Source organism: Polluticoccus soli (genome assembly GCF_029269745.1).
Lineage (GTDB): Bacteria > Bacteroidota > Bacteroidia > Chitinophagales > Chitinophagaceae > Polluticoccus > Polluticoccus soli.
Map to the genome: position 1 here is coordinate 863,696 of NZ_JARJHT010000002.1, position 22,530 is coordinate 886,225.

At 46.3% G+C, this 22,530-nt stretch carries 22 protein-coding genes; 15 read left to right on the forward strand and 7 right to left on the reverse strand.

What is annotated here, in order from left to right; all coding sequences use genetic code 11:
* Nucleotides 1–27 precede the first annotated feature (27 nt).
* The 4 genes from smpB to pyrR all read right to left on the reverse strand — a co-directional run bounded on the left by smpB (nucleotide 28) and on the right by pyrR (nucleotide 2,993).
* The gene (gene smpB / locus P2W83_RS14585; RefSeq protein WP_276134489.1) at nucleotides 28–474 is read right to left on the reverse strand and encodes an SsrA-binding protein; all 447 of its coding nucleotides are present in this window, start codon (nucleotides 472–474) and stop codon (nucleotides 28–30) included.
* 43 nt (nucleotides 475–517) lie between these two features.
* Nucleotides 518–1,366 carry an acetyl-CoA carboxylase, carboxyltransferase subunit beta gene (accD, locus tag P2W83_RS14590; protein WP_276134490.1) on the reverse strand — a complete coding sequence of 283 codons (849 nt, stop codon included), beginning with the start codon at nucleotides 1,364–1,366 and terminating at the stop codon, nucleotides 518–520.
* 148 nt (nucleotides 1,367–1,514) lie between these two features.
* Nucleotides 1,515–2,450 carry an aspartate carbamoyltransferase catalytic subunit gene (locus tag P2W83_RS14595; RefSeq protein WP_276134491.1) on the reverse strand — a complete coding sequence of 312 codons (936 nt, stop codon included), beginning with the start codon at nucleotides 2,448–2,450 and terminating at the stop codon, nucleotides 1,515–1,517.
* A gap of 15 nt (nucleotides 2,451–2,465) precedes the next feature.
* A complete protein-coding gene (gene pyrR, locus P2W83_RS14600) occupies nucleotides 2,466–2,993 on the reverse strand; it encodes a bifunctional pyr operon transcriptional regulator/uracil phosphoribosyltransferase PyrR (RefSeq protein ID WP_276134492.1) in 528 nt (175 codons plus the stop codon).
* 120 nt (nucleotides 2,994–3,113) lie between these two features.
* Between pyrR and P2W83_RS14605 the strand changes: the two genes are divergently transcribed.
* The 5 genes from P2W83_RS14605 (at nucleotide 3,114) to P2W83_RS14625 (ending at nucleotide 6,296) form a co-directional block, all read left to right on the forward strand.
* Nucleotides 3,114–3,773: an NAD-dependent epimerase/dehydratase family protein gene (locus tag P2W83_RS14605; RefSeq protein ID WP_276134493.1), complete on the forward strand. Its 660-nt coding sequence runs from the start codon at nucleotides 3,114–3,116 to the stop codon at nucleotides 3,771–3,773.
* A gap of 3 nt (nucleotides 3,774–3,776) precedes the next feature.
* On the forward strand, nucleotides 3,777–4,562 hold the full coding sequence (locus P2W83_RS14610; RefSeq protein ID WP_276134494.1) for a class I SAM-dependent methyltransferase: 786 nt from the start codon (nucleotides 3,777–3,779) through the stop codon (nucleotides 4,560–4,562).
* 83 nt (nucleotides 4,563–4,645) lie between these two features.
* Nucleotides 4,646–5,050, forward strand: coding sequence for a putative signal transducing protein (locus P2W83_RS14615; RefSeq protein ID WP_276134495.1), 405 nt, complete (start codon nucleotides 4,646–4,648; stop codon nucleotides 5,048–5,050).
* A 56-nt stretch (nucleotides 5,051–5,106) separates the two neighbouring features.
* Nucleotides 5,107–5,457, forward strand: a complete 351-nt coding sequence (locus tag P2W83_RS14620) for an ArsR/SmtB family transcription factor (protein ID WP_276134496.1) — start codon at nucleotides 5,107–5,109, stop codon at nucleotides 5,455–5,457.
* The gene (locus tag P2W83_RS14625; protein WP_276134497.1) at nucleotides 5,454–6,296 is read left to right on the forward strand and encodes an SRPBCC family protein; all 843 of its coding nucleotides are present in this window, start codon (nucleotides 5,454–5,456) and stop codon (nucleotides 6,294–6,296) included. The genes P2W83_RS14620 and P2W83_RS14625 overlap by 4 nt, the downstream gene beginning before the upstream one ends.
* A 20-nt stretch (nucleotides 6,297–6,316) precedes the next feature.
* Here P2W83_RS14625 and P2W83_RS14630 read toward each other — a convergent pair whose 3' ends face one another.
* Entirely contained in the window at nucleotides 6,317–6,688 is a 372-nt protein-coding gene (locus P2W83_RS14630; RefSeq protein WP_276134498.1) for a hypothetical protein, read from the reverse strand.
* 588 nt (nucleotides 6,689–7,276) lie between these two features.
* Between P2W83_RS14630 and P2W83_RS14635 the strand changes: the two genes are divergently transcribed.
* On the forward strand, nucleotides 7,277–9,829 hold the full coding sequence (locus tag P2W83_RS14635; protein WP_276134499.1) for a T9SS type B sorting domain-containing protein: 2,553 nt from the start codon (nucleotides 7,277–7,279) through the stop codon (nucleotides 9,827–9,829).
* Between the two features lie 525 nt (nucleotides 9,830–10,354).
* Here the strand turns inward: P2W83_RS14635 and P2W83_RS14640 are convergent.
* A complete protein-coding gene (locus P2W83_RS14640; protein WP_276134500.1) occupies nucleotides 10,355–11,578 on the reverse strand; it encodes a DUF2062 domain-containing protein in 1,224 nt (407 codons plus the stop codon).
* Nucleotides 11,554–13,224, reverse strand: a complete 1,671-nt coding sequence (locus P2W83_RS14645; protein ID WP_276134501.1) for a C45 family autoproteolytic acyltransferase/hydrolase — start codon at nucleotides 13,222–13,224, stop codon at nucleotides 11,554–11,556. The genes P2W83_RS14640 and P2W83_RS14645 overlap by 25 nt, the downstream gene beginning before the upstream one ends.
* A gap of 103 nt (nucleotides 13,225–13,327) precedes the next feature.
* On the opposite strand from P2W83_RS14645, the gene hutI reads away from it, so the two are divergent.
* The 9 genes from hutI to P2W83_RS14690 all read left to right on the forward strand — a co-directional run bounded on the left by hutI (nucleotide 13,328) and on the right by P2W83_RS14690 (nucleotide 22,445).
* Nucleotides 13,328–14,569, forward strand: coding sequence for an imidazolonepropionase (hutI, locus tag P2W83_RS14650; protein WP_276134502.1), 1,242 nt, complete (start codon nucleotides 13,328–13,330; stop codon nucleotides 14,567–14,569).
* A gap of 124 nt (nucleotides 14,570–14,693) precedes the next feature.
* On the forward strand, nucleotides 14,694–15,260 hold the full coding sequence (efp, locus tag P2W83_RS14655; RefSeq protein WP_276134503.1) for an elongation factor P: 567 nt from the start codon (nucleotides 14,694–14,696) through the stop codon (nucleotides 15,258–15,260).
* Between the two features lie 34 nt (nucleotides 15,261–15,294).
* Nucleotides 15,295–15,795 (forward strand): acetyl-CoA carboxylase biotin carboxyl carrier protein, encoded by a 501-nt coding sequence (accB, locus tag P2W83_RS14660; RefSeq protein ID WP_276134505.1) that lies wholly within the window; start codon nucleotides 15,295–15,297, stop codon nucleotides 15,793–15,795.
* A 103-nt stretch (nucleotides 15,796–15,898) separates the two neighbouring features.
* A complete protein-coding gene (gene accC, locus P2W83_RS14665) occupies nucleotides 15,899–17,236 on the forward strand; it encodes an acetyl-CoA carboxylase biotin carboxylase subunit (RefSeq protein WP_276134506.1) in 1,338 nt (445 codons plus the stop codon).
* A gap of 95 nt (nucleotides 17,237–17,331) precedes the next feature.
* On the forward strand, nucleotides 17,332–18,387 hold the full coding sequence (gene rfbB / locus P2W83_RS14670) for a dTDP-glucose 4,6-dehydratase (protein ID WP_276134507.1): 1,056 nt from the start codon (nucleotides 17,332–17,334) through the stop codon (nucleotides 18,385–18,387).
* Entirely contained in the window at nucleotides 18,387–19,256 is an 870-nt protein-coding gene (gene rfbA, locus P2W83_RS14675; RefSeq protein WP_276134508.1) for a glucose-1-phosphate thymidylyltransferase RfbA, read from the forward strand. The genes rfbB and rfbA overlap by 1 nt, the downstream gene beginning before the upstream one ends.
* Nucleotides 19,257–19,324: 68 nt before the next feature.
* Entirely contained in the window at nucleotides 19,325–19,924 is a 600-nt protein-coding gene (locus P2W83_RS14680) for a DUF445 domain-containing protein (RefSeq protein WP_276134509.1), read from the forward strand.
* Nucleotides 19,925–20,112: 188 nt separating this feature from the next.
* Nucleotides 20,113–21,447 (forward strand): MBOAT family O-acyltransferase, encoded by a 1,335-nt coding sequence (locus P2W83_RS14685; RefSeq protein ID WP_276134510.1) that lies wholly within the window; start codon nucleotides 20,113–20,115, stop codon nucleotides 21,445–21,447.
* 50 nt (nucleotides 21,448–21,497) lie between these two features.
* Entirely contained in the window at nucleotides 21,498–22,445 is a 948-nt protein-coding gene (locus P2W83_RS14690; RefSeq protein WP_276134511.1) for a hypothetical protein, read from the forward strand.
* Nucleotides 22,446–22,530: the final 85 nt, after the last annotated feature.

The window sequence follows — 22,530 nt, forward strand, 5'->3', positions numbered from 1 at the left end:
AGAAATGCCGGCTTCTGCCGGCATTTTTTATTTCAAGTAACGTTTCATTTCTCTTTCAGCATCTCGCGATTTTATGCTTTCCCGCTTATCGTGCTGTTTCTTACCCTTGCCCAGTCCAATCTCCACCTTTGCATAGCCTTTGTCATTGATGAAAACAGCCAGTGGTACGATGGTCAAACCTTTCTCTTTCATCTTATTTCCCCACTTGGCCAGCTCACGTTTGTTCAGCAATAGCTTACGTTCTCGTATCGGGTCGTGGCCTGCATAACCTGCATTTACATATTCGGCAATGTGCAGGCTTTTTATCCAGAGCTCTCCTTTATTAAAGAAACAATAGCTGTCGTTAAAGCTCACTTTGCCATTGCGCACAGACTTGATCTCCGAACCGGTAAGCATAATGCCCGCAGTGAGTTTGTCTTCAATGGCATACTCAAAGGTGGCAGGTCGGTTCTTTATATAGACTTTATCGGACAAATCTTAGATCAAAAAGGTAAAATACAATTGGCAAAATCATGCCTTACTTCTTCACGTACCAGTCTATCACGTTCACCAGTTTTTCTTTCAGGTTCTGGCGTGTTATTATGAAATCGAGGAAGCCATGTTCCAGCAGGAACTCAGAACGCTGGAAGCCCGCAGGCAGGTCTTTCTTGATGGTTTCTTTAATAACCCTGGGACCAGCAAAACCAATCAGCGCTTTAGGCTCCGCGATATTGATATCACCCAGCATAGCGTACGATGCTGTAACACCACCGGTTGTCGGGTCAGTCATCAGCGATATATAGGGCAGTTGCGCTTTAGCCAGGCGGGTAAGTTTAGCCGAAGTCTTAGCCATCTGCATCAGCGAGAAGGCACTTTCCATCATACGTGCACCACCCGATTTCGAGATGATCATGAAAGGCATCTTGTTCTTGATCGCATAGTCTATGCCCCTGCTTATCTTCTCACCCACTACCGAACCCATTGAACCACCAATGAAATTGAAGTTCATACAGGCTACTACCAGCGACCTGCCATCCAGCTTGCCTACACCTACGGTCATGGCATCTTTCAGTTCGGTATTCTTTTGTGCGTCTACTATACGGTTCTTATATGGCTTCAGATCCACAAAGCCCAGCTCGTCTTTCGGGCCGATATTTTCGAACAGCAACTCAGGCTCTTCGTCAAACAATATCTGGAAATATTCTTTCGCGTTGATGCGGTGGTGGTAGTTACACTTAGGACAAACGTGGTAGTGGTCTTCCAGTTCCTTCGCTGTCAAGGTTGCTTTACACTCCGGGCATTTGTTCCAAAGCCCGTCTGGTGCCTCTTTCTTTTCCTCTGTTGTGGTCGATATCCCTTTCTTTATTCTGCGAAACCAGGTTGACATAAGTCTTTGAATTAGTTAAGAATTGTTTTCTTGTGCTCGCTCTTTGTTTCAACTACAGCCGTCAAAGATACGGTGCGGAATCTCCAAAAAGCAAAATTCACACTTGATGAATATTGAATTCCGAAATTTGATCTTTAAATTTTGGGATTTACTCGGCTATCTCCCCCCCTTTACCCGACAATAAGTAGATGACTGCCATACGAATGGCTACGCCGTTCTCTACCTGGTCGAGGATGATAGATTGTTTGCTATCCGCTACGTCTGAGTTCAGCTCTACGCCGCGGTTGATGGGGCCGGGGTGCATGATGACGATGTTTTTCTGCAGGCTGTCCAACATGTCCCTGTTCACACCATAATACAATGCGTATTCACGCAGGGTTGAGAACAGTGGTTTGTGCTGGCGCTCCAGCTGTATGCGCAGCACGTTGGCTACGTCGCACCATTCCAGCGCTTTTTTGATATTGTATTCTACTCTTACTCCGAGGTCTTGTATGTGCTTGGGTATCAACGTTGGCGGACCGGCTACCGTAACTTCTGCTCCAAGTTTATTGAGGCAGAATATATTACTCAGCGCAACGCGCGAGTGCATGATGTCACCCAGTATCGCTACTCTTTTACCTTTTACATCACCCAGCCTTTCCCTTATAGAATAAGCATCGAGCAGCGCCTGTGTAGGGTGTTCGTTGATGCCGTCGCCCGCATTTACTATACTGGCATCTATATGATTGGCCAAAAACCACGGCGCCCCGCTTGCCGAATGGCGCATCACCACCATATCCACTTTCATGGCCAGTATGTTGTTTACTGTATCTATCAGCGTTTCGCCTTTAGATACTGACGAACCTGAGGCCGAAAAATTCACAACATCGGCACCCAGCCTTTTCTCAGCCAGTTCAAACGATATACGGGTGCGTGTAGAATTTTCGAAAAATATATTGGCAATGGTGGTATCGCGCAGCGTTGGCACTTTTTTGATCGGACGCTGCAATACCTGCTTGAAATTATCCGCCGTCCTGAAGATCGTTTCAATATCTTCCGGCTGTAGTTCTTTAATTCCAAGTAAGTGTTTTACCGATAGCGACATGCGTTTGTTTTAATATTATTGATCAATGAGCACCACTTCGTCTCTTTCATCTTTTTCCTTCCAGTACACTTTCACCTTCTGCGTGTTCACAGTATCCACCGTCAGGCCAACATAGTCAGGCTGTATCGGCAACTCGCGGCTGAAGCGGCGGTCTATCAACACCATCAGTTCCACGTCCTGGGCACGACCAAAGTCCAACAATGCGTCCATGGCTGAGCGTATGGTACGGCCGGTAAACAGCACATCGTCTATCAGCACCACTTTGCGACCCTCTACGCTGAAGCGTATATCGGTCTCATTTGGCACTATTACAGCGCCCTGATGCACGTCGTCACGGTAGAAGGTAATATCCATCTTTCCGTAATCTATCCGCTGGCCAGTGATCTGTTTTACCATGGTGGCGATACGGTCCGACAGCCAGATGCCGCGCGGCTGGATGCCGACAATTGCTGTTTCCTTAAAATCGAGGTGGTTTTCTATCAACTGGTGCGCAAGACGCATGAGCGTGATATTCAGTTGATTATGATCGAGCAGGGTCTTCAAGACTGCATTGATTTCGGCAAAAATAACATTCTGCGGCCGATTTTCTTAGTACCGTGGAAAAATGTTGCTCATCCACAGCTATTGACACAAAACGACATACATTTATATACAAACTCATCTATGCCATTCAAAACGATCGTTACCGGGGCCACCGGCATGGTAGGCGAAGGTGTTATGCTCGAGTGCCTGCTCCACCCCGATGTTTCTGAGGTGCTTATTGTTAACCGCCGTCCATCGGGTTTCAGCCACCCCAAACTGAAGGAGATCGTCCACAAAGATTTCTTCGACTTGTCTCCAATTGCACATGAATTGACCGGCTATGATGCCTGTTTCTTCTGCCTGGGGGTTACGTCTATCGGCAAGAACGAAGAAGAGTATACCAAATACACCCACACGCTCACCATGCACTTTGCCGAAACAGTAGCTGCCCGTAACCCCGACATGACATTTTGCTACGTGTCTGGTTCCGGTACCGACAGCACCGAAAAAGGCCGCGTGATGTGGGCAAGAGTAAAGGGCAGAACCGAGAATGATTTGGCTAAGATGTTCAAAAAGTTTTATGCCTTCCGCCCCGGTTTTATGAAACCAACACCCGGGCAAAAGAACGCGCTCAGCTTTTACAAGTACGTCAACTGGATGTTCCCAATACTCAGGAACCTGATGCCGAAACTCGCGTGCACACTCAAAGAGGTGGGCATTGCGATGATACATACAGTAACCAAAGGTTACGAAAAGAAAACACTGGAAGTGACTGATATAGTTGAACTGGCCAAACGATAGACAATGACAGAGATCTTATACGATACCATAGGCAAAGCTTACAACGCCACCCGCTGCGCTGATCCTTATATCGCTGGCCGCGTATTCGAATTATTGTCTCCCAGGCCGGATGGCCTTTATCTCGACATTGGTTGCGGTACCGCAAACTACCTCACGGCGCTGGCGGAAAAAGGCGTGAAATTCTACGGCGTTGATCCGTCTGAAACCATGCTGGCTGAAGCGCGTAAAAAGGATAACGGAGCTCAGTTCTTCAATGCTAAGGCTGAAGCGCTACCCTTTGGCGATGAGTTCTTTGATGGCTGCACGGCAACATTTACCCTTCACCATTGGGATAATAAACTGAAAGGCCTTAAAGAAGTGAACCGTGTATTGAAACCGGGAAGCAAAATTGTCTTTCTCAGTTTCTGCGGCGAGCAGATGCGCGGCTACTGGCTCAACCACTACTTCCCTGAAATGATGAAGCGCAGCTGGGAGTTGCTGCCGGAATTGCCTGAAATGGAACTGCTACTGAATAATGCCGGCTTCCAACTGGCCACCATTGAAAAATATTTTGTGCAGGAAGACCTCCAGGATCATTTCGTCTACTCGAACAAACATAGGCCCGAACAATACCTGAGGCCGGAGATCAGGGCGAATGCTTCTTCGTTTGCTGCATTTTGTTCGCCTGAAGAACTGACATCGGGGTTGACAGCTCTCGAAGCAGATATAGTAAATCGTAGGATCTACGACATCATGAAAAGCTATGAGAACGATAAAGGCGACTACATTTTTCTCGTAGCACAGAAATAAGACAAAGATTTACTGATACTTGTATTCTCATTACCAATAAGCATGCATTCCCGCTTTCGGTAACTTTATCCATTACTATTAAGATGAGCCTAGTTACTATAGCCACGTTTGCCAATGCTTTTAACATGAATGTCGTCAGGGGGCGACTTGAGAGTGAAGGCATACCGGCTTTTCCGAAAGATGAGCATACCGTTACCACCAATCCCTTTTACAACGGCGCACTGGGCGGCATCAAGCTGCAGGTGCGCGAAGAAGATGTACCCGAAGCACAGCGCATCCTGGCAGAATCAGGATATCGCCAGCCACAACCGCAGCCGCCAGTTATTGAGAAAAGGAAAAACCCTTTTCTCAGCTTCCTGAAATTCATCCTCTTTTTCGCCGCCGCGTTGGCGCTTATCTATTTACTACACGACCCGCTCGCCTATCTCGAACCGGTTCGCAAGCCTATAGAATTGCCACTGCCTATTCCGCATAAAAATTCTCCTTAAAAACGTAACCATTCAGTCACTCTTCGTATATTTGTAACCGAACGGTTACGCAAAATATGAGAAGAGATGTTTTCCAGGCCATTGCAGACCCCACCAGGCGCCAGATACTAAGCTTATTGGCAAAGCAAAGCATGAACCTGAATACGCTTGCTGATAACTTTGATATCAGCAGGCCTGCCATATCCAAACAGATCAGGATACTGACCGAATGCGGCCTGATAATTGTGCGCCAGCAGGGACGTAAGCGCTATTGCGAAGCGCAAATGCAGGAGCTTGGTGTAGTTGCTGAATGGCTGGAACAATACCGGCAATTCTGGAACTATAAGCTAGACGCACTCGGAGATTTTTTAGAACAAGAAAAAACAATAACTAAACATAAACCAACTAAAAAACATAAACACAAATGAAACAGGAACCTATAATTGTGGAACGTGTGTATAACGCACCTGCCGAAAGGGTTTGGAAAGCGCTTACCGACAAAAACAAAATGAAACAATGGTATTTTGACATTGCCGACTTTAAGCCACAGGAAGGTTTCGAATTTCGTTTTGTGGGCAAAGACCACGATGGCGTTGAGTGGCTGCACATCTGCACCATAACAGAGGTGATACCTAATAAAAAACTCACGCACAGCTGGCGCTACGACGGCTACGAAGGCAATTCATACGTAACATGGGAGCTGTTTCCCGAAGGCGACACAACAAGGGTCAGGCTTACCCATGAAGGACTCGAAACCTTCCCGTCTACTGTAGCAGCGTTTGCGAAACAAAACTTTGTAGAAGGCTGGACCGCTATCCTTGGTACCATGCTGCAGGAGTTTGTAGAACAAGGCACCATCAAGAAACATGTGGAAATGAATGCTACTGCCGAAAAGATCTGGGATGTACTTACAGCTCCACAATACACCACGCAGTGGGCAGCAGCCTTTAGCGAAGGCACCTGGGTAGAAACCGACTGGAAAAAAAGCTCCGAAGTGATATGGAAAGACAAAGACGGCAACATAGGCGCCCGCGGCACGGTTGAGATCAGCAATAAAGCATCGCTGCTGAAGATAATGTTCCCAGACGAGCAGAAGGAAGAACATACCAAGCGCCCGTACACCGAAACTTATGCCATGTCTGACGACGGTAAAGGGAAAGCAACCTTATCAATTGATGCTGGTCCGTTGTCGGTGAAGCATCTCAAAATGCACGAGCCGCTTTGGAACAAGGCGATAGCTAAAATAAAGGAACTGGCAGAGCAATAAATATAACGGGTACGGCGCTGTTATTTCTTCTGCCACAGGCTGATGGAATCGGTACCGGTGTCGTACCCGTATAACCGCCTTTTATTGCTGTCTATATACACCCAGTCATCGGTCATAAAGCGCCCCTCAGCAGTATGCCCCACCCTAAATGCCATAAAATTGATGCTGTCGGTCTCTATCATCCCATCAAATTTCCATTCTATCTCCCCGGCATTGTCGATCTGAACCTGCTGCAATGCGCCTGTGTCATTATTTGCTATATACTCCAGTATCAGGCTATCGTACCAGGCCAGCTTGCGTACAGGCTTGCTATTATCCGAGGCGGTCTCGGTTGTTTGTACACAGCCGGTGGCAAAAGAGATGATCAATAAACGCGGAAACAGCTTTCGCATAGGCCAAATATAAGAAACTCCCCTCCTTAGTTAAGGAGGGGCCGACGGTCAATCGCGTAGCGTATTGACTGTCGGGGGTGGTTGAAAACGCTGAGACTAGTACGACAGTTCAATATTATGACAGACCCTCTTTACCCATCCAACCACCCCAGTGCGCAACAAGCCTTACAGGCTTTCTGCACACATCCCCTCCTTAGCCAAGGAGGGGAGTTTAAGGTTAATCAGTCAAATCATACAAATCAACCTCCAATTTCAGCAAAAACGGCAACCCATTACCACCATTTCTTATATAACATTCCGGCAATTCTTAATAATTCTAATAATTCCGTTTCGTTGTTGCTTTTCTGTTAAAATTTTGTATCTTGGAACTCAAAGTTATCAAGCTGAAGCAGTTACTGGATGAGACCCTGATTTTCCGCTGATGAGCCTGTTGGTTTGTCACGGAATTGTCATATAAAGCTTCCAGTACGGCATCGCCAGCTTAAAATAGCTTTAAAAGTTTTGTTAAAACCAACGGAAACACAACCGTTGCCGTCTTTAAACAGGTACGTTCTATAATATTATAAGCTTTCTGAAATTAGCTAATTCATGAAACAAACAGCATCCATTAAGCGTTTAGGTTTGTCGCTCCTTGCAGCCATAGGCTGTCTTTCTGGCCAGGCGCAGACCGTTCTAAACACTGCGTATACCAACAGCCCTGGCAACGTAACTGGTAACTTTACTGCTCCAGCTACGCCACAGTATGTAACATTCACCGTTAAGAATACTAATTGCTACCCAATTACTCTTACCGAGTTCAGCATCCTCCATATGGTAGATGTGAATGTAACCTTCGGCAGTGTGACGGTTACTGTTTCAAACAATGGTGCTGTTTACACAGTTTTAAGGCAAACAAGTGGAGGTATAACAAGCGACCCATCAGTCAGCTCAGCTATATCAACCTGGCCAATTGTAGGAAGTTCTAGTCCTATTACCGCTGGATCATCAGGTATTATTCCGGTTGTAACGGGATTAACCACCAATAATCTAACAGAAATTGGGGCTGGTCAGGAAGTGAGGTTTGCGATCGTCAGCAATGATACAATGTTTGTAAGAGCAGGCATTGGCCAGGGTACAACTCCGGCAGTGATACCCAGTCCTAGAACTTTTACATTGAACGGTGTAACACTATTGTCGGTTGACCCAACTGATTTTGTAAGCGAGCGTGTACGTTATGGTCGTTATCCAAACTTACCTCTTAATTCGCAAGCCCCGATACCGGCAAATCCGGCTATACAATCTTTCCATTATGGTTTTGACGGTGGTGTAACCTTCAAACGTTCAGGTCCTACTGTTGCGGTTATCAACAACAACGCCTGCGATACTTCTGGTGATTCTGTTACCCTGGTTGCTACTATTCCAGTACCTCCCGGTTGCGTAACCAACCCGGTTTTCCACTGGAGCGGCCCTGGCATCATTGGTAACCCTACCAGCTCTACAGTTAAAATATATGCTTCTTTAGCTAACGCAGGTAAATACCTGTGCTGGTATACAGCCGGTACAGAAACTTCTGCTACAACATCGGCTACAGTAAATGTGACACCAAGGCCCAAAGCACCAAAGATCACTACAAAAAACCAATACTGCATTGGTGAGCCATTCCAGCCGGTAATTGCTGATGGCCAGAATATATTATGGTATACTATTCCATTTGGCGGTACTGGTACTACTGTACCTCCTTATGTAAACACTAACATGGCCGGCAGCTATACATGGTATGCCAGCCAAACCGTAGGCAACTGCGAAGGTCCACGTTCTGCTGTTACCATTACAGTAGCACCGATACCTGTAAGGCCAACTGTGGTTAGCCCTGTGGTATTCTGCGAAAACGAGCCAGCAAGCCCACTATCTGCAGGCGGTACCGGTCTCATCTGGTATGTTGACCCAGTAGGTGGTTTAGGTTCAGTTATCGCTCCGGTACCAGGTACCAGCGTAAAAGATACCCTGACATGGTACGTTTCTCAAAAAATAGATGGTTGTGAAGGTCCGCGCAGCAAGATCGATGTAATAGTAACCTTCAAACCAAACGGAATGGTACTGGTAAGCGACACTCCGTGGATCTGCCAGCACGACGAACTGACTTTCACTTATTTCGGTAGCGCGACCGAGTTCACGGGTATTACCTGGAAAGTGCCTAGCCCTGCGGCTACAAGCGTTGGCGGCGGTATCGGCCTCGACCCGATAACTATCCGTTTCGACTCTGCAGGTCTGCAACAGGTGATCATGTCTGCCAACAACCTGGGTTGTATCGGCGATCCGTTTGTTCAATATGTAACAGTTAAGCCAATACCATACGCCTTCATCAACGCTCCTTCTGACGTTTGTCCGAACGATGACAGGATCGTAGTACTGGATGAGTTCTCTCCGGGCATCGATACCTTCAAGTTCAACTGGGATGGTGGTGTTACTACACACTTCGCTACAGACCAGGGTCCTTACGGCGTAATGTGGAGCACACCGGGCCGTAAAGTGATAAAACTGACAATGGTACAAGATCTTTGCGTGGGCGAAGCTACCGATACCGTAGATGTTCGTAACCTGCCGGATGCTACTATTAATGCGTTCTATGATGAGAACCAGGATAACAATTTTGACGGCTTCGACGCTAAGAAAGCACTGATATGCTCTGGTGACAGCCTGAGGCTGGAAGCCAAAACGATCGTGGTTAGCTCTAAATACGAATGGACCCCAACGCGCTTCTTTGACAATGCCGCTAACCTGCCGGTTACTTATGGCCGTATCGACTTCTCAGGTTTTGTTACGCTGAAAGTAACTGACGAACTTGGTTGTGTAAGTATGGATAGCATTAAACTGGTAACTAAGCCTTGCTGCGAAATTGCTTTCCCAACTGCCTTTACACCAAACGGCGACGGTAAGAATGATATATTCCGTGCTATCAGCCCGGGTCACCAAGATACCCGCACCTTCCAGATCGTTAACCGCTATGGACAGGTTGTTTACGAAAACGTAAACGCTGAGAAAGGCTGGGATGGTATGATGAAAGGCGAGCCAGCTGATATGGGCACTTACTTCTACCACATCAACTTCAAATGCGATAACAAGTGGACCGATCAGAAAGGTGAATTCATCCTGGTACGCTAACCACAAAAAGCATATCCAAAAGAAAAAGGGCGCCTCTGGTGCCCTTTTTTTATTGTTACAGAAAAGGAAAACTCCCCTCCTTATTTTAAGGAGGGGCACGGCGGTCAATCGCGAAGCGTATTGATTGGCGGGGGTGGTTGCTGAGGGTTGCAATTCCGCCTAATTGCTAACGCTCCTAAAATGATTAATTTTACGTATATTTGCTATAGAAAGCTATGACCGTGATAACCCTGAACCAGTCTGAACCCGGATTCTTTGAATTAATGAATGACCAGAATTGCAGAAATCAACCTACCCCAAATCGGCAACTATGCCCACGCGACGGTTGCCACTTTTGAAAAACGCCCCAAATCGGCAACAAACGGCAACAAATTCGCCTTTCATATTTTGGATTGAGACAAAATGTAGTGCTTCAAAATCGACTACAAACTGTAACAAATTTGGCATCAAAACCGCTACAGGCAAGCGATTCAAAGGACAGGAAAAAATCAGCGGATCAGTATAACCCGAGGCACCTACAACAAACTACCGCCTTGGCCTGGACAACATCAGGATAGCATAAGTAAACAGATAAGCAATGGCCCCGGAAATGATAGACAATACAGTCCCTCCCAGGAAGAACGCTGCCCCATCCTGCTTTACCTGTTCCAGCGACAAGCTATGCCAGTCGAATGACCAGGGTTGGTCCAGGATGATCTTACCGGTGGCCAGGCTGGCCATCAGGATAAAGGCAGTGAACGGGAAGATGCTGATATTGGCGGCCAGCAGGAATAAGGCCTTATTGAGCCGGAACAGGATAGCCAGGGGTATCCCAACGGCCAGCTGGAAGCCCCAGATAGGCACGATACCCATGAACACCCCGAAGCCTACAGACGCGGCCTTGTGGTGGTTGCTCTCCTCCGGGTGCACAAACAGCGCGCGGTAGATGGCGGTCCAGCCGTCTTTGCTACCCAGCATACGGATGAAATCGCGGGGCTTGATATATAGGAGGGCGATGAGTACCAGCACTGTATTGAGTATGCTGATGCGTGTGAAGTCTTTGAACGGCCTGAAATGCGAAATACGCTCTTCGGGCTTTGGATAGTATACTGATACGGGGACGCTGATTACAGGAATACCGCTCCAGGAAGCCCGTACGATCACTTCGATCTCGAACTCGTACTTGCGGGTAAACCAGCGCTTACGAGCCAGTGGCTGCACCGGGTACAAGCGGTAACCCGACTGAGTGTCTGGAAGGCTAATGCCTGTATTGACCCAGAACCAGAAATTGGAAAACCGGTTACCGAAGCTGCTTTTACCGGGAACGTTCTCCTGGTCCATATTGCGGGCGCCCACCATAAGGGCGCCAGGGGTTTCGTCCAGCTGACGGAGAAACACCACGAGGTCTTTAGGATAATGTTGCCCATCACTATCTATCGTGATGGCGTACTGGTAGCCTGCTTTGGCTGCCTCTCTGATACCTGTACGAAGCGCATATCCCTTGCCCCGGTTGGGCCTGTAGCTAATGACCTTCAACTGTGGGAAGGCTGCAAGGATGGCCTCAGTATCATCGGTAGAACCGTCGTTCACGATGATGATCTGGCTGGTATAGTTTAGAAGTTCTTTGACAACTGAGGCAATGGTAGTGGCATTGTTATAAGTAGGCATCAATACACATGCCTTATGCCTTATAAAATCTGCCTCGTAAAGCGGCTGCCTGTTATCCATCATACCGAAATGCGAAGCTATTTCTTTAATTGGTTTTCGCAATCACGGAGTTTGCGGGTTATGGACTCGCGCTCGTCTTTGGTGGCTATCTCCAGCGCCAATGCACGATGGTAATAACCGGCGGCAGCAGCATACCAGCGGTTCTCGCGACAGTAGTCGCCGGCGATGCGATAGGCATCGTAGAAATTGGGATTGCTATGAACGGTTTGAGCAGTATCGACAGGCTTGTGTTGCAGCAAGGCAAGCTTATTAGCCCTGAAGGTGAGGAACTGACGGTACTCGTTGGTAGCCAGAAACGTATCGGCAGGTATATTGCGCATTGTATCTGCCACGTCAACATCCTGCTGAAGGCCACGTAGTGCAAACACCTTGCGCAGGTCATAACATACGTAAGTTCCGAGCTGCCATGGCTCGGTGCTTACCCAAGCCCTCAAACTATCGGGCTGAAAGATGATAGAATGGTGGGCGATGAGTTGGTTGATGGCTTTTTCATTGCCATTGCCGATGTTGGCATCGTTGAGCCCCCGGCGGTCGCGGAGGATGTTAGCCAACTTCTCCGGTGTAAGTGGATAGTTGGCAGCCATCAATTGTTGCAACCTCTGATAGCGGTATACCGATGCGCTCTTATCCATTTGCTGGCGGTTGAGCTCCTGACTTTTAAGTTTATCGCTTTGGTAGTGGTTGGTGCACTGAATATTGTCGCCCTGCGGATCGTAAACGGCTAGCTCCTTAGGCGTCTTCTCGATCACGACGGCTTTATGGTCTGTAGCGCTGCCCACGAGGAAGCTTTCAGACACAAACATCTTGCGACGCCTGGCGACCTGGATGGCTTCGTCGATGTTGGACGCGTACTGCAACACCTCGCGCGCCACCAGCGATACCGGCGTAGCAGCGCCGAAAGGAATATCGGACCGGGCTGCATTGATAGTGACCGTGAGACCTTTCTCGTTCATGCCCGATACTACGCCGGTAAAACCGCCCCAAGTAACAGACATAAAACGGAAGCCTTTATCAGGCTTATTGAACGAAACGATCTTATTGTGAGCAAACCTGTCGCCCACCCAGAAATCGAAGTTGCGGCCGATAAGCATCGAGCCATTATCGGTTTTGTCGCCCCAGGCGCCGAACGAGGTACAGCCAACCAGCATCATATTCTGGAGCGCATGGCCGATATCATGAGCAGCGTGATAGTTAAGTATCCGCGCGTAATTGTTGCCGATCCAGCTAAAGGAGTCTGCAGCAGATTGAGATATCCCATATATCTCGGCCTTGTACTCGTCGGTCACATGGTCGGGCAAGTCACGGTTCATAAACCCGACGATGTACTTGAGGAACTTAAGGTAACTTTCAGACGGTATCATCTGCCTGATCTGTTCCGTAAAAGCTACCTCCTGCTCTACTATCAATGGCTGCGAGAGCTTGCCGGTGATGATGCCGCGCTCATAAGGAGCACCGGCAACGTACATTTCGTGGAGTCCGTATTTGTTTTGGCGTATCCAGTTCTCATTAATAGTGTACAAGCTTCCGGCAATGTGTTGGCTTTGAAGCGCAGACGCAGGGCTTGCAGCCAGCTTTGGTGGCTCAATATCGGAAACACACCATACATATATACAGAAAACAATAAAAATAAACAGGAAGATGCCCAGGCAGGTAACCAGCCATTTGAGCGCCTTCTTCAACAGTCGCATGGCTGCAAAGGTAGGCCGGAATTGGCAATTGGGAATTTGTTATTCGTTAAAAACCGGGGATATAAAATGAACCATTACTTTTGAGACCTGTTAGTTAGACAATATGCATTTACTCCTGACCAATATCAAACAACTTTGCCAGGTAGAGACCGGCACTGCCAGGAAGGCACTGGTAAAAGGCGAAGCCATGCGCGTTTTGCCTTCGATTGAAAATGCCTGGTTATTTATAGAGCATGGCAAGATCCACAGCTTTGGTCGAATGTCCGAACCACCTGCCGTGGCTGCCAACGATGTGATGGATATGAGCGGGCGTACAATATTGCCAGCGTGGTGCGATTCGCATACGCACCTTGTGTTTGCTGCACCAAGGGAAAAGGAGTTTGTTGATCGAATCAACGGTCTGAGCTACGAAGAAATAGCCCGTCGCGGCGGAGGGATCCTGAATTCGGCCCGAAAGCTGAATGAGACGAGCGAAGAAGAACTATACGACCAAAGCCTGCAGCGCCTGCACGAAGTAATGGGCAAAGGCACCGGCGCCATCGAGATCAAAAGCGGATACGGCTTGAACACAGACGCAGAACTGAAAATGCTGCGTGTTATCCGCAAGCTGAAGGAGAACGCGCCTATACCTATCAAAGCCTCGTTCCTGGCTGCCCATGCCTACCCTTTGGAATACAAACAGGATCATGAAGGGTACCTGAAACTGATCATAGAAGAAATGTTGCCACGCGTTGCCGACGAAGGCCTGGCCGATTATATGGACGTGTTCTGTGAGCAGGGCTTCTTCAGCATCGATGACACTGAAAGGCTATTGGAAGCTGGCTGGAAATACGGACTCAAACCTAAGATCCATGCAAACCAACTCCATCATTCCGGGGGTGTTGAGGTAGGCGTGAAACATAAGGCCATCAGCGTGGACCACCTGGAATGTGTTGGCGACAAAGAGATCGCAGCCTTGAAGGAAGGCAGCACAATGCCAACCTTGCTACCTGCAGCGGCCTTTTTCCTCGGCATTCAATACCAACCTGCCCGTAAGATCATTGACGCCGGTCTGCCGGTATGCCTGGCTACGGATTATAATCCTGGCTCATGCCCATCGGGAAGTGTGCCTTTCTTGCTCACTTTGGCCTGTACCCAATTGAAAATGACCCCCGAAGAGGCCATCAACGCCGTTACCCTGAACGGCGCCGCTGCGCTAGAACTCCAGGACGAGATCGGTACTATTGCTGAAGGCAAACGTGCCAACCTTATCATAACCAAACAGATACCTTCAGTGTCATATATACCCTATGATTTCGGAAATAACCCAGTTGACAAAATGATCATTAACGGCCATTTTATTTAAAAAATGGGGAAATCGTCCCGATTTCAAGTGATTTTGGGCAATTTTCCGTTCGTTTTTTAATTTTTTGAAGGATTTCCGTTTTTGCCTTTAATGATTACTTTTGCAGTCCGCATAAAAAACTTTTATGGCTACAACAGCAGACATCAGAAACGGCATGATCATCAAATTGGATGGCAGCCTCTATTCAGTAGTAGAATTCGGTCAGAACAAAACAGCCCGCGCAGCCGCCAAGGTATGGGCAAAACTTAAAGGTGTAGACAACAGTCGCTCTATAGAACACACCTGGAACTCAGGTGACAATATTTATCCTGTACGTGTTGAACGCCGTCCTTACCAGTTCCTGTATAAAGACGAAAGTGGTTTCAACTTCATGGATCAGCAGTCGTTCGAGCAGATCACGCTGCCAGAATCGAGCATTGAGCGTTCGGAGCTGTATAAAGATGGCCAGGAGTGCTTTGTACTGGTAAATACCGAAACAGAGCAACCAATGAGCGTAGAGCTTCCTCCAAACGTTGTGTTACGTATTACTTATTCTGAGCCAGGTCTGAAAGGCGATACTGCTACCCGCACCCTGAAACCAGCAACTATGGAAACAGGTGCAACTGTGATGGTTCCTTTGTTTGTTGACACCGACGAACTGATCCGTGTGGACACAAAGACAGGCGCATACGTTGAGCGCGTAAAAGCATAATCTTACCCATACTTTACTCTAAATAAAATTCCACATGGAATATAAACAGATACAAGAGCTGATCAAAGCGATCAACAAATCGAACATCAGCGAACTGAGCATTGAGGAAGGTGATTTCAAGATTACCATTAAGCAAGCTCAAAGCATAAGTGAAACACAATTTGTAGCCGTTCAGGGACCGGCAATGCCAGCTATGCAGATGGCTGCTCCTGCAGCTCAACATGCTGCATTGCCTGCAGCTCAACCTGCTGCTCCTGCAGCTCCGACACAGCCAGCAGCTCCAGCTAATGATAAGCTGCTGACCATAAAGTCACCAATGATCGGTACTTTCTACCGTAGCCCTGGTCCAGATAAACCTTCGTTCGTAAATGTAGGCGACGAGGTAAAGCAAGGACAGGTTATCTGCATCGTTGAAGCAATGAAACTGTTTAATGAGATCGAAAGTGAATTCAGCGGTAAGATCGTGAAAGTACTGATTGACGATGCGTCACCGGTAGAATACGACCAACCTCTTTTCCTGGTTGAACCTGCTTAAACAAACTAAGATGTAAAATGCAAAATGTAATGCGCTCTTTATAAGAACACATTGCATTTTGCTTTCTTTTTTACGCTGATTTTTTTCATTTTAATTAGAAAAAGTGTTTAAAAAAATACTCATAGCCAACCGCGGCGAGATTGCATTGCGTATCATTCGTACTTGTCGCGAAATGGGCATTAAAACTGTTGCAGTTTACTCTACTGCAGATAGAGACAGCCTGCATGTTCGGTTTGCCGACGAAGCCGTATGTATAGGCAAACCTCAGGGAGCAGATTCATACCTGAACATTCCGCACATCATGGCAGCAGCAGAGATCACTAATGCTGATGCCATTCACCCCGGCTATGGCTTCCTAGCTGAGAATGCAGGCTTCTCTGAGATCTGTGCACAATACAATATTAAATTCATCGGCCCAACTCCTGAAATGATCAGGAAAATGGGTGATAAGATGACCGCGAAAGAAACTATGATAGCGGCGGGCGTACCTTGTATTCCTGGTTCCGGCGGCTTATTGGATAGCCTCGAACAGGCTATAAGTCAGGCAAACGAAATGGGTTATCCTATCATTCTGAAAGCCACAGCCGGTGGCGGTGGAAAAGGTATGCGTGTAGTATGGGCGGAATCTGAGATCGAGCGCGCTTACAACACCGCAAAAGCAGAAGCGGGCGCTGCCTTTAAAAACGACGGTATCTATATGGAGAAGTTCATCGAAGAACCTCGCCATATTGAGATACAGATAGCAGGCGACCAGTTTGGTACGGTGTGCCACCTAAGCGAACGCGATTGCTCTATTCAGCGCCGTCACCAAAAATTGGTAGAAGAATCACCTTCTCCGTTTATGACACCTGAGTTGCGCCAGGCGATGGGAGATGCCGCGATCAAAGCTGCATCGGCCATCAATTACGAAAGTGTGGGTACCATCGAGTTCCTTGTAGACAAGCACCGCAACTTCTACTTTATGGAGATGAACACCCGTATACAGGTAGAGCATGGTGTGACAGAAGAGGTAATCAACTACGACCTGATCAAAGAACAGATCAAGATCGCAGCTGGCGTTCCTATCAGTGGTCGCAATTACGAACCAGAAATGTACGCGATCGAGTGCCGTATCAATGCAGAGGATCCCTACAATGATTTCCGTCCAAGCCCGGGCAAAATCACCGTGTTACACACTCCAGGTGGCCATGGTGTACGTATCGACTCGCATATTTATGCAGGATACACTATCCCGCCCTATTACGATTCGATGATCGCTAAAGTGATAGCAGTAGCACAGACACGTGAGGAGGCGATCAACACTATGGAGCGCGCATTGAGTGAATATGTTATCGAGGGTGTAAAAACCACGATACCATTCCACCTGCAGCTGATGAAAGACGAGAACTTCAGGAAGGGTAATTTCACCACCAAGTTCATCGAATCTTTCAAATTGGTGTAAAAACTAAATAAAACGACATATTTAAAGACATAGCCTTCCGCTATGTCTTTAATGTTTGAATTCATGATATAATCCTAATCAATTACTTTTGCGGCATGAAAAAAACGTTGCTTATCACTGGCGGTGCTGGTTTTATAGGTTCACATGTTGTTAGGCTTTTTGTCAATAAATACCCGGATTACAAAATCGTTAACCTTGATTTGTTGACTTATGCCGGCAACCTGGAAAACCTAAAGGATGTCGAGAATGCCCCAAACTATGTGTTTGAGCGCGCCGATATCTGCGATGCTGCCGCGATGACCGCCCTTTTTACTCAGTATAATTTTGATGGTGTTATACACCTTGCCGCTGAAAGTCATGTCGACCGTTCTATCACTGACCCAAATGCGTTCATAGAAACCAATGTAATGGGTACGGCAAACCTACTGAATGCCGCACGCACATTGTGGAAGGGTAATTATGAGGGTAAGAGGTTCTATCATGTATCTACGGATGAGGTGTATGGCTCTCTTGGTGAAACAGGATTTTTCCTGGAAACAACTCCGTATGACCCACAGTCTCCGTATTCTGCTTCAAAAGCAGCTTCGGATCACTTGGTTCGTGCCTATGGCAATACTTATCATCTGCCCTTTGTGATCACGAACTGTTCGAATAACTACGGTCCCAACCAATTCCCAGAAAAACTGATCCCTCTATTCATCAATAATATAGTGAATAACAAACCGCTACCTGTTTATGGCGATGGTAAATATACACGCGACTGGTTGTACGTTGTTGATCACGCCCGAGCAATTGATATGGTGTATCATGATGGGAAGGATGGCGAAACTTACAACATCGGAGGTTTCAACGAATGGCAGAATATCGAGCTTATAAAACTGATGTGTGAGAAAATGGATGAAAAGCTTGGCCGTAGACCCGGTACGTCTGCCCAGCTCCTTACTTATGTAAAAGACCGTCCGGGCCATGACCGCCGTTACGCAATTGATGCAAGCAAGATCAACAAAGAACTTGGCTGGGCTCCTTCTGTGACATTTGAAGAAGGTCTAAGCCAAACCATCGATTGGTATCTTGGCAACGACGAGTGGCTGAATCATGTAACCTCGGGCGATTATCAAAACTATTACTCATCGCAATACGCACACAGATAATGAAAGGTATCGTTCTCGCCGGGGGTTCCGGCACCCGCCTGTACCCTCTTACAATCGCTGTAAGCAAGCAACTAATGCCTGTTTATGATAAACCGATGATCTATTATCCTTTGTCAACACTTATGCTTGCTGGGATAAAAGACATTTTGATCATTACCACACCAGAAGACCAGGTTGGTTTTAAAAAGCTGCTTGGCGATGGCAGCCAGGTTGGTTGCCGTTTTGAATACGTTGTTCAACCCCGCCCCGAGGGTTTGGCACAAGCCTTTGTACTTGGTGCAGACTTCATAGGCAATGATTCGGTTGCTCTTGTTTTGGGAGACAATATCTTCTATGGGTCGGGCATGGGCACCTTTCTGGAGAAAAAGGTCAACCCAGACGGAGCTGTGGTATTTGCCTATCAGGTTGGTGATCCTGAGCGCTATGGCGTTGTAGAATTCGATAGTAACAATAAGGTGCTTAGCATTGAGGAAAAGCCAACAAAGCCGAAGTCGAATTTTGCCGTTCCAGGCCTATACTTTTACGATAACGAAGTAGTTTCTATTTCTAAATCAATGAAACCCTCGCCACGAGGCGAACTTGAAATAACAGACGTTAACAAGGTTTATCTCGAAAAAGGCCAACTCGAAGTTGGCGTATTAGACCGTGGAACAGCCTGGCTGGATACCGGTACTTTTGACTCATTACAGGAGGCAGGTCAGTTTATCGAGGTAATCGAAAAACGTCAGGGTTTGAAAGTAGGCTGTATTGAGGAAGTTGCTTACCGTAAAGGATTTATAGGCAAAGATCAGTTGACGGCGCTGGCAGAAAAATATATGAAGAGCGGTTATGGCGCATACCTCGCAATGATAGCTAACGAAAGACGATAACTCGGGTAAATAATAGAGATTAAATTCGCATCCCGCTGCACAGGCGGGATTTGCTATAAGAGAACAACATGATCCCTTTAATAATCATACCAATCATTTCTGCCTTCATCGGCTGGTTTACGAACTGGATAGCCATTAAAATGTTGTTTCACCCAAAACAGCCAAAGAAAATACTGGGAATTACATTTCATGGCATATTTCCGAAGAGGCAGCGACAGTTCGCAGAAAAGCTAGGCGTGCTCGTAGCCACCGAGTTGCTGCATTTCGATGAAATTGCAGTTCGTTTGAAAGATCCGGGGCAGCTCAAAGAACTAGAGCCTGTTATAAGCAAACACCTAGATACCTTTCTACAAGTAAAGCTAAAAGAGAAACTTCCGGTCATTTCCATGTTCGTTGGTGAAGGAACAATGGGAAAAATAAAGGAAGGTATGATGGAAGAAATTGAAGTGCTGCTACCAGAGATCATAGAGCGATACACAGACTCGCTCAGTCACAAAGTAGACGTTCAGCGCATGGTGACAGAAAAAGTGTCCAATTTTTCTTCTGATAAGCTGGAAAATATTCTGAACGCGATAATGAAGAAGGAGTTTTTCTTCGTAGAGATCATCGGGGGTGTACTGGGATTTATTATAGGTCTTTTGCAAGTGTTGCTTACCCTCATAAGTTAAGGCAATAAACACTTGAATATTCTTGACCAGCTAGATTTCATGCCCTAATTTCGTATAGACATTCAGAATAAATGTTATTTAATTCTTTTGAATTTTTACTATTCTTTCCAGTAGTAACGCTTATATATTTTCTATTACCCCCAAAATACAGGTGGTTTCATCTGTTAGCGGCCAGCTGTTATTTCTACATGGCCTTTATCCCGGTCTACATCCTTATACTTTTCTTCACTATTGTCATCGACTATTTTGCCGGTATCCTGATCGAAAACACTACCCATCAAAAACGAAAATGGTGGCTGGTAATGAGCCTAATGGCTAATGTCGGTGTCTTGGCCTATTTCAAATACTACAACTTTTTCATTGATAATATCAACACTGCTTTCAATCTGCAAGGAGATAGTGGATTTTCCTTTCTCGGTATCATTCTACCGATAGGGCTTTCTTTTCACACTTTTCAGGCGATGAGCTATACAATCGAAGTATACCGCGGCAACCAGAAGGCGGAAAGACATTTCGGTATCTATGCCTTGTACGTGATGTTCTATCCACAACTGGTGGCGGGCCCAATTGAAAGACCGCAAAACGTCATTCATCAATTGAAAGAAAAACACAGTTTCGACTATGGTCGTGCCGTAAGCTCAATGCAGATAATCTTGTGGGGATTGGTAAAAAAAATACTGATCGCCGATAGGTTGGCTATAGTTGTAAATGAAGTATACCGCCCGGGCACTACATATAGTGGTAGTGCATATCTAGTTGCTACTATATTTTTCGCCGTACAGATCTACTGCGATTTCTCCGGCTACTCAGATATCGCAATTGGTACGGCGCGGATACTTGGTATAGATCTGATGAAGAATTTTGACACGCCTTACTTTTCAAAGTCAGTAACCGAATTCTGGCGTCGATGGCACATTTCGTTATCTACCTGGTTTCGCGACTATGTCTATATACCTTTAGGTGGCAGCAAAAAGGGCAAGTTTAGATGGTACTTTAACCTCCTTTTCGTATTCCTGATAAGTGGTCTTTGGCATGGTGCCAATTGGACATTTGTGATCTGGGGAGGTTTGTTGGGATTTGCTCTTGTCATTGAAGCAATTACGCGAAAGTTTCGTGGCCGTATGGCGGAAAGGCTACCTGCAGGTTTATTTAATTCCGCATCACGACTGATAACGCTCTCTTTTATTTGTTTAACATGGATATTTTTCCGGGCAGGCAACGTCACCCAGGCTACAGATATCGTAGCCACCATTTTTTCTTTTAGCCCCGATTATTTTAAACTCACTAATGTAAACCTCGGAGGCGTCAGTTATTTGGGTGTTCCGCAATGGCAATTGGTCGCTTGTTTGTTGTTGATCGTAAGTTTGTTCACCATAGAGTGGCTTTACAAGGAATATGGACTTAAGAATTGGTTGGAGCAGAAGCCGACATATATTCGATGGGGGGCATACTATGCTATGATTATTTTCCTGCTGCTGTTTGGCGCCTTTACCACTAATGAATTCATTTATTTTCAATTCTGATGTCGAAGAAGCAGTTTATAAAAAGTTTGCTCTTTTTCTCCCTTCTGGGAATGATGCTCTTTGTTCTGCACTTTGTAGTTGTATTTGGAGCCAAACACTCTCAATCAGGTAGAATTGGCAAGATCAATGAGCTGATGCTGCACAAAATCGATAAGGAGGTGGTTATCTTCGGCGCATCAGAAGGTGAAACCGGCATTGCTGCGCCAATTCTAGAAAAGAAACTAGGCAAGCCTACGTTTAATCTTGCAATGGATGGCTCTAGTATATCGCAGTTCGGAGATCTGATAAATGAATATAATAGCTACAGCAAAAAAGGACACTATGTAATATTGGCGTTAGGCGTTTTTTGCCTGCATGATCGCGAACTTCCCAAATCGCCTAATTGGTACTATCCATGGGCCGAGAATGGTTTTATTTCGACTAACTATCTATTAAACCGTACTCCCGAATTCAGGCGCTACAAAAATTTCCCCCCGTATGGTTTCATTGTTTTTAATGCAGGCCTGTATCGTTCCTCCTTTGATGGCTGGATATCTCTGTTTACTAACAGGAACGAAAATACATGCTATGAGGGTAACGGATGGATGCCCTATAACTTAACCTGGGGACAAAACAACACACTGCAACAGTTGACCATGCAACATGTTTTTCTGAATGAAAACATATTTACTCAATACAGGAAGGTGGTAGAAAACCTGAATGCCAAGGGAAGGAAAGTGATTTTAGTCTTTATGCCTTCATGGAAAGGGGCACGTAGCTATTACGACGGTTACGACAAACTGATAACAAAGTTCAAGTCGCTGGAAGGAGACCACAATGTATTTCTCGACTACTCTAACGCCAACTTCTCAGCAAACAAGGATTACTTCTACAATTATACCCACCTTAACAAAAAAGGCGCGGAGCTTTTCACAGATACACTCGCTTCCGACATCGAAAAAGTGATCATAGCTGATGAGCAAAAAGCCATTTTGGTGAATGATGGCAAAAATAACTAATGACAAATTTGGACGGCCACAACATATTGAGATACAGTATTGACCAATATCAGTTTTCAATTGTTGTAAAAGCTGCTTAATGTCG

Bases quoted from the DNA above. Each gene is read 5' to 3' on its own strand.
- accD (WP_276134490.1), bottom strand. From the start codon at position 1,366: ATGTCAACCTGGTTTCGCAGAATAAAGAAAGGGATATCGACCACAACA.
- P2W83_RS14595 (WP_276134491.1), bottom strand. From the start codon at position 2,450: ATGTCGCTATCGGTAAAACACTTACTTGGAATTAAAGAACTACAGCCG.
- P2W83_RS14605 (WP_276134493.1), top strand. From the start codon at position 3,114: ATGCCATTCAAAACGATCGTTACCGGGGCCACCGGCATGGTAGGCGAA.
- P2W83_RS14610 (WP_276134494.1), top strand. From the start codon at position 3,777: ATGACAGAGATCTTATACGATACCATAGGCAAAGCTTACAACGCCACC.
- P2W83_RS14615 (WP_276134495.1), top strand. From the start codon at position 4,646: ATGAGCCTAGTTACTATAGCCACGTTTGCCAATGCTTTTAACATGAAT.
- P2W83_RS14620 (WP_276134496.1), top strand. From the start codon at position 5,107: ATGAGAAGAGATGTTTTCCAGGCCATTGCAGACCCCACCAGGCGCCAG.
- P2W83_RS14625 (WP_276134497.1), top strand. From the start codon at position 5,454: ATGAAACAGGAACCTATAATTGTGGAACGTGTGTATAACGCACCTGCC.
- P2W83_RS14630 (WP_276134498.1), bottom strand. From the start codon at position 6,688: ATGCGAAAGCTGTTTCCGCGTTTATTGATCATCTCTTTTGCCACCGGC.
- P2W83_RS14635 (WP_276134499.1), top strand. From the start codon at position 7,277: ATGAAACAAACAGCATCCATTAAGCGTTTAGGTTTGTCGCTCCTTGCA.
- P2W83_RS14645 (WP_276134501.1), bottom strand. From the start codon at position 13,224: ATGCGACTGTTGAAGAAGGCGCTCAAATGGCTGGTTACCTGCCTGGGC.
- hutI (WP_276134502.1), top strand. From the start codon at position 13,328: ATGCATTTACTCCTGACCAATATCAAACAACTTTGCCAGGTAGAGACC.
- efp (WP_276134503.1), top strand. From the start codon at position 14,694: ATGGCTACAACAGCAGACATCAGAAACGGCATGATCATCAAATTGGAT.
- accB (WP_276134505.1), top strand. From the start codon at position 15,295: ATGGAATATAAACAGATACAAGAGCTGATCAAAGCGATCAACAAATCG.
- rfbB (WP_276134507.1), top strand. From the start codon at position 17,332: ATGAAAAAAACGTTGCTTATCACTGGCGGTGCTGGTTTTATAGGTTCA.
- rfbA (WP_276134508.1), top strand. From the start codon at position 18,387: ATGAAAGGTATCGTTCTCGCCGGGGGTTCCGGCACCCGCCTGTACCCT.
- P2W83_RS14680 (WP_276134509.1), top strand. From the start codon at position 19,325: ATGATCCCTTTAATAATCATACCAATCATTTCTGCCTTCATCGGCTGG.
- P2W83_RS14685 (WP_276134510.1), top strand. From the start codon at position 20,113: ATGGCCTTTATCCCGGTCTACATCCTTATACTTTTCTTCACTATTGTC.
- P2W83_RS14690 (WP_276134511.1), top strand. From the start codon at position 21,498: ATGATGCTCTTTGTTCTGCACTTTGTAGTTGTATTTGGAGCCAAACAC.